The sequence below is a fragment of the Exiguobacterium sp. A1_3_1 genome (genome assembly GCF_048985645.1).
Lineage (GTDB): Bacteria > Bacillota > Bacilli > Exiguobacteriales > Exiguobacteriaceae > Exiguobacterium_A > Exiguobacterium_A indicum.
Genome location: NZ_WBYY01000021.1, coordinates 1 through 15,972, shown reverse-complemented (window position 1 = coordinate 15,972; position 15,972 = coordinate 1). Strand labels below are relative to the sequence as shown.

The 15,972-nt window shown below is 47.4% G+C and carries 16 protein-coding genes and 1 tRNA gene; all 17 read right to left on the bottom strand.

Going from position 1 to position 15,972, the window contains the following annotated elements; translation table 11 throughout:
• Positions 1 to 202: 202 nt before the first annotated feature.
• The 17 genes from F8N00_RS03875 to F8N00_RS03795 all read right to left on the bottom strand — a co-directional run bounded on the left by F8N00_RS03875 (position 203) and on the right by F8N00_RS03795 (position 15,944).
• The gene (locus F8N00_RS03875; RefSeq protein ID WP_421017804.1) at positions 203 to 1,345 is read right to left on the bottom strand and encodes an AI-2E family transporter; all 1,143 of its coding nucleotides are present in this window, start codon (positions 1,343 to 1,345) and stop codon (positions 203 to 205) included.
• Between the two features lie 146 nt (positions 1,346 to 1,491).
• Entirely contained in the window at positions 1,492 to 2,073 is a 582-nt protein-coding gene (gene yihA, locus F8N00_RS03870) for a ribosome biogenesis GTP-binding protein YihA/YsxC (protein WP_023468975.1), read from the bottom strand.
• A gap of 1 nt (position 2,074) precedes the next feature.
• Positions 2,075 to 4,384 (bottom strand): endopeptidase La, encoded by a 2,310-nt coding sequence (lon, locus tag F8N00_RS03865; RefSeq protein WP_255997772.1) that lies wholly within the window; start codon positions 4,382 to 4,384, stop codon positions 2,075 to 2,077.
• Between the two features lie 69 nt (positions 4,385 to 4,453).
• Positions 4,454 to 5,719, bottom strand: a complete 1,266-nt coding sequence (gene clpX, locus F8N00_RS03860; RefSeq protein WP_023468977.1) for an ATP-dependent protease ATP-binding subunit ClpX — start codon at positions 5,717 to 5,719, stop codon at positions 4,454 to 4,456.
• Positions 5,720 to 5,953: 234 nt separating this feature from the next.
• The gene (gene tig, locus F8N00_RS03855) at positions 5,954 to 7,246 is read right to left on the bottom strand and encodes a trigger factor (protein ID WP_023468978.1); all 1,293 of its coding nucleotides are present in this window, start codon (positions 7,244 to 7,246) and stop codon (positions 5,954 to 5,956) included.
• A 110-nt stretch (positions 7,247 to 7,356) separates the two neighbouring features.
• Positions 7,357 to 8,340: a hypothetical protein gene (locus F8N00_RS03850; RefSeq protein WP_421017803.1), complete on the bottom strand. Its 984-nt coding sequence runs from the start codon at positions 8,338 to 8,340 to the stop codon at positions 7,357 to 7,359.
• Between the two features lie 28 nt (positions 8,341 to 8,368).
• Positions 8,369 to 8,893, bottom strand: coding sequence for a hypothetical protein (locus F8N00_RS03845; RefSeq protein WP_235515923.1), 525 nt, complete (start codon positions 8,891 to 8,893; stop codon positions 8,369 to 8,371).
• A 102-nt stretch (positions 8,894 to 8,995) separates the two neighbouring features.
• Positions 8,996 to 9,069: transfer RNA gene (locus tag F8N00_RS03840), tRNA-Arg, on the bottom strand.
• 73 nt (positions 9,070 to 9,142) lie between these two features.
• Positions 9,143 to 9,652: a metallophosphoesterase family protein gene (locus F8N00_RS03835; protein ID WP_035396591.1), complete on the bottom strand. Its 510-nt coding sequence runs from the start codon at positions 9,650 to 9,652 to the stop codon at positions 9,143 to 9,145.
• A 5-nt stretch (positions 9,653 to 9,657) separates the two neighbouring features.
• Positions 9,658 to 10,251: an XTP/dITP diphosphatase gene (locus tag F8N00_RS03830; RefSeq protein WP_023468982.1), complete on the bottom strand. Its 594-nt coding sequence runs from the start codon at positions 10,249 to 10,251 to the stop codon at positions 9,658 to 9,660.
• Positions 10,248 to 11,003, bottom strand: a complete 756-nt coding sequence (rph, locus tag F8N00_RS03825) for a ribonuclease PH (protein WP_421017802.1) — start codon at positions 11,001 to 11,003, stop codon at positions 10,248 to 10,250. Before rph ends, F8N00_RS03830 begins: the two co-directional genes overlap by 4 nt.
• On the bottom strand, positions 11,004 to 11,810 hold the full coding sequence (gene racE, locus F8N00_RS03820) for a glutamate racemase (protein ID WP_023468984.1): 807 nt from the start codon (positions 11,808 to 11,810) through the stop codon (positions 11,004 to 11,006).
• 86 nt (positions 11,811 to 11,896) lie between these two features.
• Entirely contained in the window at positions 11,897 to 12,160 is a 264-nt protein-coding gene (locus F8N00_RS03815; RefSeq protein WP_421017801.1) for a phosphocarrier protein HPr, read from the bottom strand.
• A gap of 65 nt (positions 12,161 to 12,225) precedes the next feature.
• The gene (locus F8N00_RS03810) at positions 12,226 to 12,681 is read right to left on the bottom strand and encodes an acyl-CoA thioesterase (protein ID WP_023468985.1); all 456 of its coding nucleotides are present in this window, start codon (positions 12,679 to 12,681) and stop codon (positions 12,226 to 12,228) included.
• A gap of 56 nt (positions 12,682 to 12,737) precedes the next feature.
• Complete coding sequence (sdhB, locus tag F8N00_RS03805; RefSeq protein WP_023468986.1) at positions 12,738 to 13,544, bottom strand: succinate dehydrogenase iron-sulfur subunit; 807 nt, start codon at positions 13,542 to 13,544, stop codon at positions 12,738 to 12,740.
• Positions 13,544 to 15,307: a succinate dehydrogenase flavoprotein subunit gene (gene sdhA / locus F8N00_RS03800; RefSeq protein WP_023468987.1), complete on the bottom strand. Its 1,764-nt coding sequence runs from the start codon at positions 15,305 to 15,307 to the stop codon at positions 13,544 to 13,546. Before sdhA ends, sdhB begins: the two co-directional genes overlap by 1 nt.
• A 19-nt stretch (positions 15,308 to 15,326) precedes the next feature.
• Positions 15,327 to 15,944, bottom strand: coding sequence for a succinate dehydrogenase cytochrome b558 subunit (locus F8N00_RS03795; RefSeq protein ID WP_029342294.1), 618 nt, complete (start codon positions 15,942 to 15,944; stop codon positions 15,327 to 15,329).
• Positions 15,945 to 15,972: the final 28 nt, after the last annotated feature.

Genomic DNA, 15,972 nt, shown 5'->3' with positions numbered 1-15,972 from the left:
TTACGTCCAAAGATTTCGTTCCGATCTATCTTTTCGTTCTCTATCCTACATTATAACCATTATAAAAAAGATTCCAATCAATTTATAAACTAAAATGAGTCGAAGTTGTGAAATCTTCTTCATTTTTTCTCTTCTTCTACCTTATCCCTCTCTCATGAAAATCACAAACCCTCTGCTCCTAAAAAGGTCAGAGGGTTACACTTTACTTCAAGGATTCAGGTGGTACTGTCACGTCCGGTACGTCGAGACGTTGCTGACGTAAACGATAGATCCGAGCGATATTTTGAACGACGACTTTTGTGACCGCATAGGTCGGAACTGCTAGGATGACACCAATGATCCCACCGATTTTCCCAGCAACGAGCAAGACGATGATGATCGTCAGCGGATGAACCTTGAGTGTCTTCCCTTGGACATAAGGAGAAATCAAGTTCGACTCGATTTGCTGCGCGACGACGATCGTGATGATCGCATAGACGGCTTTGATCGGATCATCGATGAACCCGACGATGACCGCCGGTACGGCACCGATGTAGGGACCAAGATACGGAATGATGTTTGTGACCGTACAGAATAAGGCAAGCAGTAACGCATATTGAATATCTGAGATGAAGAAGCCAATCAATGACATGAGACCGACACAGATCGAGACGATGACTTGTCCATTGACATAATGCTTCACTGTCACGTGCATGTCGTGCAAGATTTTACGCGTTTCTGTTTCATAGCTTTTCGGCAACAGCTTGACGACGGAATCCGGAAACTTATAGCCGTCAAGCAACATATAAACTAAGATGAACGGCACTAAGACGATGATTAAGACAGTCGAAGAGATGACACCGAAAATCGTTCCGACAGACGTCGAGACAGACTTAAAGACTGTACCGATATAAGACGTTGCTTCATTCGTCCACTTGTCAAACAAGTCCGTATTCTCGTGAACCCATGTCGAGATGAAACGATTGTTCATCAATTGATCGCGTAAATTTAACGTCTGATCGCGCAATTCAACGACGAGTGTCGGAATGCTTGTCGCAAAATCCGTCACCTGCTCGACTAAAATTGGTCCGATCGAAGCGACAGCAATCGTCAGAACCGTGATGAAACCAAGCAAGACGATCAACACGGCAAGACCACGTTTCTTGACGCGTTTTTGCAATGCATCTACGATACCGAGCGTGAAATAATAGAAAATCCCCGCAATGATCAGCGGCGGGAAGATCAATGCCAGCATGACTTTAATCGGCTGGAATAAAAATGAGATCTTTGTACCGACCCAGATAACGAGAAAAATCACTAATACCCAGATTAATGCCTTAAACCATTTGTTTCGAAGCAAATCCAAACCATTCACACTCCCATTTATTACATAGTCATTATAGCTATTCTTACACACTATATTACGAAATAATAGATTTTTCACAAAGCACTTTTTATGTATAGAAAGTAAAAAAGCCTACGAAATCCTGCAGATTTAGTAGGCTTTAATCTTTACAATAAGCGATAAATCGCTTCCCACGCTGCATCGACGCCCTCTCCTGTCTCGGACGAGAAAGGAATCAATGTATCTTGACCATCAAATTGCAACTTACGTTTAATCGCCGCGATATGTTTATCACGTTGACTCTTCTTGATTTTATCGAGTTTTGTCGCAACGACGATGACCGGTAGATCGTAATACTTCAAGAAATCATACATCGTCACATCATCCGCAGACGGATCGTGTCGGATGTCAACGAGCTGTACGACACCTTTAAGGATTTCACGTTGTGTGAAGTACTTCTCCATCATCTTGCCCCACGCTTCACGCTCCGTCTTCGAAACTTTCGCATATCCGTAACCCGGTACATCGACGAACATGACTTCATCATTGATGTTGAAGAAGTTCAAGGTTTGCGTTTTACCTGGTTTCGAAGATGTCCGCGCGAGTGCTTTACGCTGGACCAGTTTATTGATGAAAGAGGACTTTCCGACGTTCGATCGCCCTGCGAGTGCCACTTCTGGCAACAATGGCTCCGGATAATGTTCCGGATTGACGCCACTCGTAATAAAATCAGCTTTATAAATTTTCATGTTACTCTCCTTTTAATGCATGTTCGAGCACTTGCTCCATCGTCGCGACCGGAATGAATTCCATTCCTGCGCGGACGCTTTCCGGGATATCATCGATGTCCCGCGTATTGTCTTGCGGCAGCAGAACGGTCGTCAAGCCCGCACGGTGTGCTGCGAGTGACTTCTCCTTTAGTCCACCGATTGGTAAGACACGTCCACGCAACGTGATTTCACCCGTCATTCCGACGTCTCGGCGAACCGGACGTTTTGTTAAAGCGGAAATCAATGCTGTCGCGAGTGTGATCCCAGCAGATGGACCATCTTTTGGTACGGCACCCTCAGGAACGTGGATGTGGATGTCTTGCGTTTCGTAGAAGTTCGGTTCGATGCCAAGCGACGTCGCATTCGCTCGGACGAAGCTGTAGGCGGTCTGAGCCGACTCTTGCATGACATCACCGAGTTTCCCGGTTAACTGCAATTTCCCTTTACCCGGAGCAAGGCTGACTTCGATCGTCAACGTATCGCCCCCAAAAGCAGTATACGCTAAACCAGTCACCGCGCCAATCATATCTTCGAGCTCGCCTTGACCATAGCGGTAAATCGGTTTGCCTAGGAAATCGTCCAGATTACGCTTCGTCACCGTCACCCGTTTCTTCTCCCCCATCGCGATTTGTTTCGCTGCTTTCCGGCAAAGTGAGCCGAGGACACGTTCGAGATTCCGAACACCGGCTTCACGTGTATAACGCCGGACGACTTCTTCTAGCGCGTCTGCTTTGACCGTCAATTGACTCTTTTTCAGACCGTGTTCAGCCAGTTGCTTCGATAAGAGATGACGAACGGCAATTTCCGTCTTCTCTTGTTCCGTATAGCCACCGATTTGAATCAGTTCCATCCGGTCAAGCAACGGTCCGGGGATGTTTGAGACATCGTTCGCTGTCGCGATGAACAGGACATTCGATAAATCGAACGGTTCTTCGATATAGTGATCAGAGAAGCTGTTGTTTTGTTCTGGATCAAGAACTTCGAGCATCGCGGACGACGGGTCACCACGGAAGTCATTTGACATCTTATCGATCTCATCGAGCAGGAAGACCGGGTTGTTCGTTCCTGCTTGTTTTAAACCACGAATGATCCGTCCTGGCATCGCACCGATATACGTCCGGCGATGTCCACGGATTTCCGCTTCGTCGCGCACGCCACCAAGTGAGACACGGACGAACTTCCGCTCAAGTGCTGTGGCAATCGAACGGGCAAGCGACGTTTTCCCGACTCCTGGAGGCCCAGAAAGACAAAGAATCGGTCCACGCAATGAGTCCGTCAATTGACGAACGGCAAGATACTCAAGGATTCGTTCTTTGACCTTCTCTAGACCGTAATGATCCTTTTCAAGCTGTTCCGAAGCAGCTGAGACGTTCAAGAAATCATCGGTTGCTTCATTCCACGGCAACGAGAAGAACCATTCGAGATAGTTGCGAATGACCCCATGTTCGGGACTCGTCGCCGGTACGACCGCTAAACGACTGATTTCCTTCTCGACGTTCGCAACCGTCGTTTCTGGTAATTCAAGCATCGCAAGCTGCTCCCGGTATTTCGTCGCATCGCTTTCAACAGAAGCTGATTCGCCACCGAGTTCTTGTTGAATCGTCTTCAATTGTTCCCGCAAGTAATACTCGCGTTGCGATTGTTCAATCGTCTTCTTCGTCCGTTCACGCATCTCACGTTCGAGTTCGACGACTTCATATTCGTGTTTCATGACATCAAGCAACATCAATCCTCGTTCGACCGGATCCTGTTGTTCGAGAAACTCCTGCTTCTTCGAAATATCGATTGGTAGCTTCGACGTGATATAGTCCGTCAATGAATCGAGGCGTTCGTATGTCTCGAACCGGCGACGTTCATCGGTTCCGATTCCTTTAATCCGGGAGACGAGTTGACCAAACTGTTCTTTGATGAGACGAACGAGCGCTTCTTGTTTCGCTCCTTTGATGTCCATCTTCTCGATTGGTTCGATGACAGCTTGATAACCCTCGTCCGTCTCCTCGACGTTTTCAATCCGGACGCGTTCCTTCCCGATGACGCGGACACGGACCGTATCATTCCCGAGTTCACTCATCTTCGCGATTTGAACGAGCGTACCAACCTGATGCAACCCGTCGACAGACGGCTCTGCTTCTGGATCACGTTGTGTGACGACGACGAGATCGATTTCGTGTTCCTTTGATGCAAGTAAGGCTTTTAAGGATACCGGACGCCCGACATCGATCGTCAATCCGATCAACGGATACGCGACGACACCGCGTAACGGTAAAAGTGGATATTGTTTTTTCTTCATTCGAATTCCTCCTAAACAAAAAGACTCGGAAAGGCGTACAAGTAGCCTCCGAGCCGATTTGTCACGGTGTTACGCCGTTTCTTTTTCTTTCCCATGTTCAATTGTACCATCTTTCAACTCAAGCGTTGGACCGCGTTTACCAGTCAACGTTTCTGCTGTAATGATGACTTTCGCGATGTCTTCACGCGATGGGATTTCGAACATGATATCAAGCATAGTCTCTTCGATGATTGAACGAAGACCACGTGCACCTGTTTTACGTTCGATTGCAAGTTTTGCAATCTCAAGAAGTGCATCTTCCGTGAAGTCGAGTTCGACATCATCAAGTTGAAGCATTTTCTTATATTGTTTCACGAGGGCGTTTTTCGGTTTCGTCAAGATTTGAACGAGTGCCTCTTCGTCAAGTGGCTCGAGCGTCGCCATGACCGGCAAACGACCGATGAACTCTGGAATCAAACCGAACTTTTGAAGATCTTCTGGTAATGCAGCTGCCAGAATTTCTTTTTGTGTAAGGTTACGGTTCTCTGAATCGTTTCCGAATCCGATGACTTTTTTACCAAGACGACGTTTGATCGACTGATCGATACCATCGAATGCGCCACCGACGATGAACAAGATGTTCGTCGTATCGATTTGGATGAATTCTTGATGTGGGTGTTTCCGTCCACCTTGTGGCGGTACACTCGCAACCGTTCCTTCCAAAATCTTCAGCAAGGCTTGTTGGACACCCTCACCAGATACGTCACGTGTAATCGACGGGTTTTCTGATTTACGAGCAATCTTATCGATCTCATCAATATAGATGATTCCTTTTTCAGCCTTCTCAACATCGTAGTCCGCTGCTTGGATGAGTTTCAACAGGATGTTCTCGACGTCTTCACCAACATAACCGGCTTCCGTCAAACTTGTTGCATCTGCAATCGCAAACGGTACGTTCAAGATACGTGCCATCGTTTGGGCAAGAAGTGTTTTACCGCTACCTGTTGGTCCAATCATGACGATGTTCGATTTCGAAAGCTCGACATCATCTGCGCGACCACCAGCATTGATTCGTTTGTAGTGATTGTACATCGCTACAGACAACGATTTCTTCGCTTTCTCCTGACCGATGACATAATCGTCAAGTGTCGTACGAATTTCATGCGGTTTTGGAACATTTTTCAGCTCGACTTCTTCTTCAGTACCGAGTTCTTCCTCTACGATTTCATTGCAGAGTTCGATACACTCGTCGCAAATGTAAACGCCAGGTCCAGCAACAAGTTTGCGTACTTGTTCTTGTGTCTTTCCACAGAAAGAACATTTTAGCTGACCTTTTTCTTCGTTAAATTTAAACATAAAGGTCCACCCCTTTAACGTGGAAATTGTATGGACGCCTGTAGCATCCCGTCTCACGTTTTACTATTTATGATTGTAGCATGAACAAGGAAAGTCTTTCAAATCCTGGACGAACGATTTACAGTTTGATGTTCTGAACCAAGGATCGTTTGTCCTTGTTTGACCTATCGTACAAAAAAATCGACTCCAAGACCAGAAATTGGGCTTGAAGTCGATCGAAAACCATGAAATGGCTTATTTTGCTTTTGCGTTGTCGACGAGAACATCGATAGCTTTACGGAATTGAAGATCGCCTTTAAGCGTTTCAAGACCACCTTGTGGTGCAAGCATCGTTTCAAGTTGATCTGCAGGGATGTTGTAGAGTTCTGACATTGATTGAAGTTCAGTTTGAGTTTCCTCATCTGTTACTTCGATTTTTTCGTCAGCAACGATTTGCTTGAGGACGAGACGTGCTTTAACACGCTCTTCCGCTTGCTCTTTCATTTCAGAACGCATTGCCTCTTCTGTCGTTCCAGTCAACTGGAAGTACATGTTGAGGTCGATGCCTTGTGATTGAATACGTTGTGTGAACTCTTGAACCATACGCTCGACTTCGTTTTCGACCATGACTTCTGGAAGATCAACTGTCGCGTTTTTCGTAGCCGCTTCGACTAACTCATCGCGCATTGAAGCATCAGCTTCTTGTTTGCGTGTGTTTTCGAGACGCGTACGGATTTTTGTTTTCAACTCGTCGAGTGAAGAAACTTCTTCATCCATTTCTTTTGCGAACTCATCTGTCAATTCAGGGAGCTCTTGTGCTTTAACTTCGTGGATTGTTACTTTGAATGTAACTGGTTTTCCAGCGAGTGATGCTTCGTGGTATTCCTCTGGGAATGTCACTTCAAGATCTTTTTGCTCGCCAGTTTTTAAACCGACCATTTGCTCTTCGAATCCAGGAATGAAGTTTCCAGAACCGATGACGAGTGAGTAGTTCTCAGCAGTTCCGCCGTCGAATTGGTTTTCCCCATCGAAACCTGCGAAGTCGAATACGACTGTATCGCCATTCTCGATGACGCCATCTTCTTTAACGACGAGTTCTGCACCGCGTTCTTGTAATGTTTTGAGTTCAGCGTCGACGTCTTCGTCAGTAACGTTCGTTTCAACTGCTGTGTACTCAAGACCTTTGTACTCACCGAGTGTAGCTTCTGGCTCGATGACGAACGTGATTTTGAATTCGACTGGCTTGCCTTTTTCGAGTGTTTCAACGTCGATGTTCTCAAGCGCGATTGGCTCGATTCCTGATTCGACGACTGCACCTTCGATTGTGTCCTTGTAAAGGATATCGAGTGCATCTTGATACAGTGCTTCTTCACCATACATTTTGTTGAACATTGCGCGTGGCATTTTTCCTTTACGGAAACCAGGTGTGTTCAAAGTCTTAACGACTTTCTTGAACGCTTGGTCTACCGCTTTATCAAATGCTTCAGCAGGCGCTTCATACGTGAGGACGCCGAGGCTACCTGATTGTTTTTCCCATTTTGCAGTCATGCTGAGTCCCTCCAAAATTGTCAATTAGCGTACATGTGTGTACAACAAGTCACATTATAGCACAATCGTTCTGACGATTACCACTGTTGAACGAATCGTTTCCTGATGTCTCAATCGAAGTAAATTTGCTCGAATGCAATGACTTCCGGATAAAGGATATGTGCCGCTCGATATAACCGCTTCGCCAGCGGACTGAGGATACGTTCCGGTTCTTCACGTTCAAATGTCAGACCTGCGAGTTCTTCGCATGCTGCGAGCCACTTCTCCATATCTGATCCGATTCGTTCTCGTTCTTCAAGATGAATCAGTTGATCCGATCGCAAGACGAGCAACGCTCGGAACGGATCCATTCGCTCTAACGTGTGCATCGATGCCAGTAACGCTTGTTGCTCCTGTTGATGTACCAGCAGGATTTCTTCTAACTCTTCACGTGACGAGATCGTCCAGTCTACATCTAAGTGTGGCACATGAATGCTTACCGGATATGGCACGTGATGAAGCACGCTTCCTAATAACTGATCAATGACGAGTAGACTTTGATGTGCTGTCTCTTGCGCCTGAAGGTATTTTTGTGTGATGTATGCAATGAGCTCAGATGTCCGTTCGAATTCCACACCGGTCAATTGGCGCATTTGTTCGACCCAACTGCCGTGTCGCAACACATGCATCAATTCCGTTGCTGCTGTTACCTCACGCTGCGCAACAGGGTTGTTTTGAACTGCCGGCTTTTGTTCGCGAACACGCATCTGTTGTTTGATTTCATCTAATCGAAGCGCGAGCCCATAAGGCAGATACGGTGACGCCGAGCGCAAAGCGAGTTTCATCGGATAACGTTCTCCGAGTTCATAAAGAAAGAGTGCGAGCACTTGCTCGACACCCTCGACTTCAAGAAAACGTTCTGCCACTGTTTCAAATCGTTCACGGTCATGCATTAAGAGTGGTTGAATGACATAGAGCCGGTGTAAGACATCTTCTCCTGTCAATTGGTCAGTCTCTAATTCCATAATCAATTGTTCTTGTTTAGAAGCGGGCAAACGAAGAATCCGCGCTCGTTCTACTTCTAGTTCATGTTCCATCCAGCGCGATGTCCCCATATTCCGGCACTCCTTCATATTCAACTTCTTATTTCGTAAATGGATCGAGTAAAGACGTCCAGTTCGTGATCGCTTCTTGAAGTTGTCCCGCCTGCTCGATTCCTAATCGATTCAACGTATCTAATGAGACGTCAGCTTCAAGTAATCGAGCGATATCTTCCGATTGATTCACGTACTGCTCGAGTTTTGCACTTAAATTTTGCAATTCTTGCGGCGGATTTTCAAGTCCCGCTAGTCGTTGATCGATTTGATCCAGTTCTTGATTGAACTGATCAATCGTTCCGTTTTCCTTCAACTTTTCGATTTGTTGATCAAGTGCCTGTTCAGGGTTCGCAGATTCACGCGCTGTCGTAGCCGCCTCATTCAGGGAAGCCGACAAATCTGACGTGACTTGGGCCGTATCTTTTGCAATTCCTTGAAGTTCTCCAGCGTAATCGACACTATTTTTTACATCGTTGACTTGTTGTTTTGCATCGTCGACTGTATTTGAAATCTCACTACATCCAGCAAGAAACGTACTTAGCATAAGGACTGCTCCAACTTTCTTCCACATAGCATTCATCCCTTTCGAGTTCATGATACCTTAATTATAATCGAAAATCGGAATAAAAAAAAGAGACCACCCTCGTAAGGGCAGTCTCTATTTTAATTATAGCGTCCCAAGAGGGATTCGAACCCCCGACCGACGGCTTAGAAGGCCGTTGCTCTATCCTGCTGAGCTATTGGGACGTGTCAACACGAATAAACTATACTAGAACAATTCTTTCGTGTCAATCACATTACAAACATTGCAATTATTTTATTACAAAAATGTTCCGTCCAGATGAAGGGCATTTACCGGGTCACCGTTCACATCAAGAAAATCGACAGAATAACGGTTTTGATCCACTTCAAGAATCGCATACGTCTTGTCTGGTCGATGACGTGGCATCCGGATTGAACCTGGATTGATGAATAACACACCGTCCCGATATTCAGCCTTCGCCACATGGGAATGACCATATAAGACGATGTCCGCCTGCTTTTCCTTCGCATGATGCTGTAAGACATCTAGACTGTATTTGACGTCCTGCCGATGTCCGTGGACACAGAGGATGGTATGACCATCCATTTCCGATACGACTTCTTCCGGAAAATCGTGTCCGTAATCGCAATTCCCTCGTACAACACGATATGGATATAATGATTCGATGTCGCGCGTCAATTGGGAGTCCCCACAATGAAATGCCGCATCTACGTCTTGGTGACGTTCGAATATCGTAAGCAATTCTTGTTCTAGTCCATGACTATCACTAACGATCAACGCTCTCATCTTCATCACACTCCTAAGAAAGTAGTTAAGTCCTGTTCGAGCTTGCGCAATGCATTGCCACGATGACTAATCATCGCTTTTTCTTCTTTCGTCAATTCAGCAGCCGTCTGTCCGCTTTCTGTGACGAACAATGGATCATAACCGAAACCGTTCGAACCCGACGCCTCAAAACCGATTCGCCCTTCCATCGTTCCACGAACCGTCAATGTCTCACCCGTTGGTTTCGCTAGCGCGAGTACACAAACGAAGCGCGCCGTCCGCTCTTCCTCCGGAACACCTTCTAACTTTTCAAGTAGTAGAGCATTGTTCGCCGCATCGGACTTTTCAAGACCCGCAAAGCGTGCTGAGTAGACGCCGGGAGCGCCATCTAAAGCATCGACTTCAAGACCTGAATCATCAGCAAGTACAGCGTGGCCAAAGTAGGCTGCTGCCTCTGTTGCTTTTAAAAGTGCATTCTCCTCGAATGTCTCACCTGTTTCATCCGTTTCCGGAGCATCGGCGTGATCGAGTAACGACTCGACCGTATAACCGAGACGACCTAGCATGCTTTCAAGTTCCTTCACTTTACCTGCATTGTGTGTTGCGACGATGACCTTCATCTATGTTCCCCCACTTCTTCTCCTACATACCACCAAGAGACACCGAGTGCCTCACGGCCAGCCTCAATCAGTTCCTTAATTCCTTTTTCCCCAAGTTCGAGCATTTCGAGCATCTCTTGACGGGAAAATGTCGACTCTTCTCCTGTTGCTTGCATCTCGACGATTTTACCCGATGAGGTCATGACGAGATTGAAGTCGACTTCCGCCGCAGCGTCCTCTTCATAGCATAGATCGAGCAAGACATTCGACTCGACGATTCCAACCGAGATGGCTGCGATGCCCTCTTTGATCGGTGTATCTGTCAGTTTTCCCGCTTGAATCAATTGATCGACTGCTCGGACGAGTGCCAAAAAACCACCAGTGATCGATGCCGTTCGTGTACCGCCATCTGCCTGAATAACGTCACAATCGATCCAGATCGTTCGTTCCCCGAGCTTCTCTAAATCAAAGACGGCCCGAAGCGAGCGGCTGATCAGACGTTGGATTTCCATCGTCCGTCCCGTCTGTTTGCCGCGGACGGCTTCTCGTGCGGTCCGCTGAGCCGTCGCACGCGGCAACATCGAATATTCCGCATTGATCCAGCCCTGGCGTTTACCGCGAAGGAACGGTGGCACCTTCTCCTCGACGGTCGCCGTACAGAGGACTTTCGTATCTCCCAGTTCAATCAAGACAGAACCTTCTGCGTGTTTATTGACATCAATCGATAATTGAATAGGACGGAGATCATCCGCCGTTCGTTGGTCTATCCGCATTTAATCTTCCTCCGTTCCAAGCACGATGCGCTCCGCATGGATGGTCTGATCGAGCCAGTCCGTCGCAATCTGATCAAATGAGCGGATATCGCCTGTCGCGTAATAACGATGTTCCGGAATTTGTGTCACATCTGCTGAAATCGTATTGTAATCAAGTAGTGCTGCTACCTCGAGCGCTGTCTCGTCTCCTGAAGAGATTAGCTGGACGCCTGGTCCGATGACCCGTCCAATCACATCTGCTAGAAGCGGGTAATGGGTGCACCCGAGGATCAATGTATCCATATCGTAATTCATCAATGGTCGTAATGTATTGGCAACGACACGTTCGACGTACGCACCATCTGTCTGCATCGACTCGACGAGCGGAACGAATGGCGGGCACGCTAACGATTCGACGACGACTTGCCCTTCGACGTGGCGTAACGCCTTCTCGTAGGAATTACTTGTAATCGTCATCTTCGTTCCAATGACACCGATTCGTTTCGTACGCGTCACCTTAACTGCCGCGCGGGCTCCCGGATCAATGACACCGATGACAGGTATATTTAAACGTTCTCGCGCTTCTTTTAAGACGACAGCCGTGGCTGTGTTACAGGCGATCACGATCAATTTCACATCTTGTTGCACGAGATAATCAATCATCTCCCACGTAAACTCACGAATCTCTTCTTCTGGACGAGGACCATACGGACACCGCAATGTATCCCCGACATAGATGATTCGCTCATGGGGCAACTGTCGCATCAATTCACGTGCGACCGTCAACCCACCGACTCCGGAATCCAGTACTCCAATCGCTCGATTCACTCTTCTCCACCTCTTTCTCTCTTTCCTATGGTAACAAAAAAGGACGACGGTGCAAGACCGGCGTCCGAGAATGTACGATTACAGGATTACTGAACAAGACCTTCGCTAGTCAGCATATCTGAAAGAGTCGTGATTGCTTCAGAAGCATCGTCACCGTTTGCAACGATTTTGATATCTGAATCTTTCGCGATTCCGAGTGAAAGAACACCCATGATTGACTTCAAGTTGACAGTCTTCCCGTTGTATTCCAAGTTGATGTCTGATTGGAATTTAGAAGCTGTGTTGACGAGCTGAGTAGCCGGACGAGCATGAATGCCTGAATCCGCGATGACTTTGAATGTTTTTTCCATGATTAAGAAATCTCCCTTCACTAATAACGTACTAGTGAGTCGTTTTCGAATATGTGAACTCATTATCAAATGATAACGGATTCGAATCGATTCTGCAAGGAATTTTTATACGCTTCACTCCATGGGAATGCTTTCCCCGAACGATCGATTTGTACCATAGATGTCCGTCCCGTGAACATCAATTCACCTTGCTCATCAAATGCCGCATAGTGGACGTCACACGATGCACTACCGACATGTACCGGATACGCATAGACAGCGAGACGCGCCCGTGGATAGACTTGGCGAATATAGTTACACTGAGCATCGGCGACGACGATAATGCCGTCTTCTGCAAGCGAATATCCTGTTTCCTCTAACATCAATGTCCGAACGTCTTCAAAATAGACGAACGGTACTCGGTTATTCATATGACCATAGGCATCCGTCTCCGCAAAACGAACAGCGACGTCGAGTCGTGTGCCATGTTTCATCTGTTCAAGCCATGACTCAAGTTCTGGAATATAAGCTGGTACGCGCACAATGAGTTCCTCCTGTCTGAATGAAAAAAGAAGGAGCAAGCTCCTTCTTTGATAAATCATGAACTAACGGCTTCACCTGTTCGTCCTTCGTCACTACCGAAGAACTTTTTGAATGAATGAAGTGTCGTCTGACGGTTCATCGCCGCGATTGAAGTCGTCAGCGGAATCCCTTTCGGACAAACCTCAACACAGTTTTGAGCGTTACCGCACTGCATGATCCCGCCATCTTCCATTAACGCTTCAAGGCGTTCTTCCTTGTGGAAGGCACCTGTCGGATGCGAGTTGAATAGACGAACTTGTGAGATCGATGCTGGTCCGATGAATGTCGAACGATCGTTGACGTTCGGACATGCCTCGAGACACACACCACACGTCATACATTTCGATAACTCATATGCCCATTGACGTTTGTTCTCTGGCATCCGTGGTCCTGGACCTAAGTCGTACGTTCCATCGATCGGGACCCATGCTTTAACCTTTTTCAACGCATCGAACATGCGTTGACGGTCGACTTGAAGGTCACGAACGATCGGGAACGTCTGCATCGGTTGAAGGCGGATCGGTTGTTCGAGTTTATCAACGAGTGCCGTACACGACTGACGTGGTGTGCCGTTGATGACCATCGAACAAGCGCCACAGACTTCTTCTAGACAACCCATGTCCCAGTTGATCGGTGTCGTTTTTTCACCGGCTGCATTCACAGGGTTCCGGCGAATCTCCATTAAAGCAGAGATGACGTTCATGTTCGGACGGTACGGAATTTCAAACGCTTCATCATACGGTTTACCATCAGGTCCATCTTGACGTTGAACGATGAATTGAACCGATTTTTGCGTAGTAGATGATTCGAGTGGTGTCGCCATTATGCTTTCACCTCTTTCTTCGACTTCTTGCTGTAATCGCGTTTCCGTGGTGGAATCAACGACGTGTCAACGTCTTCATAGAAGATTTCCGGATGACCGTTCGTGTAACGTGCCATCGTCGTCTTCAAGAACTGTTCATCATTACGTTCCGGGAAGTCCGGTTTATAGTGCGCTCCGCGACTCTCGTCACGTTTTAAAGCACCGAGCGTGATTGCTTCAGCTAGGTCGAGCATGTGATCGAGCTGACGGATGAACGATGCCCCTTGGTTACTCCAACGTGCTGTATCCGTTGCCGAGATGCGTGTGAAGCGATCGCGGAGTTCCTTGATTTTTGTCAGTGTCTCTTCGAGCTTATCGTTGTACCGGACGACCGTGACGTTATCCGTCATGATTTCTCCAAGCTCACGGTGGATTTGATACGCGTTTTCCGTACCTTCCATTGATAGGATATCGTTGAAGCGGTTGATTTCTTCGATTTTATGCGCTTCGACCACGTCCTCACTCATCTCATGAACCGATGTCTCGAGTTCATTCATATAAGCAATGGCTGATGGTCCAGCGACCATTCCGCCGTATACCGCAGAGAGAAGTGAGTTCGCTCCGAGACGGTTACCACCATGCATCGAATAATCACATTCACCAGCTGCGAACAATCCAGGGATGTTCGTCATTTGATCGTAGTCGACCCATAGTCCACCCATTGAGTAGTGAACAGCAGGGAATATCTTCATTGGTACTTTTCGTGGATCGTCACCGACGAACTTCTCGTAGATTTCAAGGATCCCACCGAGTTTGACGTCAAGTTCTTTTGCGTCTTTATGCGATAGATCCAGATAGACCATGTTCTCCCCGTTGACGCCGAGTTTTTGATTGACACAGACGTCGAAAATCTCACGTGTCGCGATATCCCGTGGAACAAGGTTTCCGTATGCCGGATATTTCTCTTCGAGGAAATACCAAGGCTTACCGTCTTTATACGTCCAGACGCGACCACCCTCACCTCGTGCTGATTCACTCATGAGACGTAACTTATCGTCTCCAGGAATCGCTGTCGGGTGAATTTGGATGAATTCACCGTTCGCATAGATCGCACCTTGACGATAGACAGCAGCTGCAGCTTGTCCTGTGTTGATGACCGAGTTCGTCGATTTTCCGAAGATGACCCCAGGACCACCCGTCGCGAGGATGACAGAATCCGCGGCAAATGCCTCGATTTCCATCGTCCGGAGGTTTTGACAAACTGCTCCACGACAGATGCCATTGTCATCGATGATGGCACGAAGGAATTCCCATCCTTCATATTTTTCTACCAAACCTTGCGCTTCGAACTTACGAACCTGTTCATCTAATGCGTACAACAGTTGTTGTCCTGTCGTCGCTCCAGCGTATGCCGTCCGGTGATGCAACGTTCCGCCGAAACGTCGGAAGTCGAGTAAGCCTTCCGGTGTCCGGTTGAACATGACGCCCATCCGGTCGAACATATGAATGATTTTCGGCGCTGCTTCCGCCATTTTTTGAACAGGTGGTTGATTTGCGAGGAAGTCCCCACCGTATACCGTGTCATCGAAATGCTGGTATGGTGAATCGCCTTCCCCTTTTGTATTGACCGCTCCGTTGATGCCACCTTGTGCACAAACAGAGTGTGAGCGTTTGACGGGTACGAGTGAGAATAACTTAACTGGTACGCCTTGCTCCGCTGCTTTTATCGTAGCCATCAGACCGGCAAGCCCTCCGCCGATGATGACAAGATTCTTGTTCGCCATGTTGTCAGTTCCCCTTTCCTTACAACACGCCTGCAAACGTTAAGATCGAGCGTACGCCTACAAACGATAAACCGATGAATACGAGTGCTGCCACGTAAGACATCGCCCGTTGAGATGCTGGTGACTGCGTGATTCCCCATGTGATGCAGAACGTCCAAAGTCCGTTCGCAAGGTGGAATGTCGTCGCCAAGATCCCGACGATATAGAACGCGAGCATGAATCCGTTATCGACGATGTTCTGCATCATGCTTGCATCGACTGGTGTTCCCATCGCAGCGGCAATCCGTGTTTCCCAAACGTGCCACGTGATGAACACGACAAGGAATACACCGCTGAACCGTTGCAGTACATACATCCAGTTCCGGAAGTATGTATAACGCCCTGTGTTCGCAGATCCGGTGAATGCGATGTACACACCGTAGACGCCATGCAAGATGATTGGAATGAAGATGACAAAGATCTCTAAGAACAATCGATACGGAACGTTCCCCACGAATTCCGCGGCCTTATTGAAGTCTTCCTCACCACGTACGATGAAGTAGTTCGTCGTTAAGTGCGAAAGTAAAAATAACCCGATTGGAATGACGCCGAGCAGTGAGTGTATTTTACGACTCACGAAATCACGATGATTCGCCATCCAAATCCTGTCTCTTATACACATCTCC

What these genes read in the sequence shown, in the direction of transcription:
- yihA (WP_023468975.1), bottom strand. Translation starts at nt 2,073, where the DNA reads ATGAAAATTTATAAAGCTGATTTTATTACGAGTGGCGTCAATCCGGAA.
- lon (WP_255997772.1), bottom strand. Translation starts at nt 4,384, where the DNA reads ATGAAGAAAAAACAATATCCACTTTTACCGTTACGCGGTGTCGTCGCG.
- clpX (WP_023468977.1), bottom strand. Translation starts at nt 5,719, where the DNA reads ATGTTTAAATTTAACGAAGAAAAAGGTCAGCTAAAATGTTCTTTCTGT.
- tig (WP_023468978.1), bottom strand. Translation starts at nt 7,246, where the DNA reads ATGACTGCAAAATGGGAAAAACAATCAGGTAGCCTCGGCGTCCTCACG.
- F8N00_RS03850 (WP_421017803.1), bottom strand. Translation starts at nt 8,340, where the DNA reads ATGGGGACATCGCGCTGGATGGAACATGAACTAGAAGTAGAACGAGCG.
- F8N00_RS03845 (WP_235515923.1), bottom strand. Translation starts at nt 8,893, where the DNA reads ATGTGGAAGAAAGTTGGAGCAGTCCTTATGCTAAGTACGTTTCTTGCT.
- F8N00_RS03835 (WP_035396591.1), bottom strand. Translation starts at nt 9,652, where the DNA reads ATGAGAGCGTTGATCGTTAGTGATAGTCATGGACTAGAACAAGAATTG.
- F8N00_RS03830 (WP_023468982.1), bottom strand. Translation starts at nt 10,251, where the DNA reads ATGAAGGTCATCGTCGCAACACACAATGCAGGTAAAGTGAAGGAACTT.
- rph (WP_421017802.1), bottom strand. Translation starts at nt 11,003, where the DNA reads ATGCGGATAGACCAACGAACGGCGGATGATCTCCGTCCTATTCAATTA.
- F8N00_RS03815 (WP_421017801.1), bottom strand. Translation starts at nt 12,160, where the DNA reads ATGGAAAAAACATTCAAAGTCATCGCGGATTCAGGCATTCATGCTCGT.
- sdhB (WP_023468986.1), bottom strand. Translation starts at nt 13,544, where the DNA reads ATGGCGACACCACTCGAATCATCTACTACGCAAAAATCGGTTCAATTC.
- sdhA (WP_023468987.1), bottom strand. Translation starts at nt 15,307, where the DNA reads ATGGCGAACAAGAATCTTGTCATCATCGGCGGAGGGCTTGCCGGTCTG.
- F8N00_RS03795 (WP_029342294.1), bottom strand. Translation starts at nt 15,944, where the DNA reads ATGGCGAATCATCGTGATTTCGTGAGTCGTAAAATACACTCACTGCTC.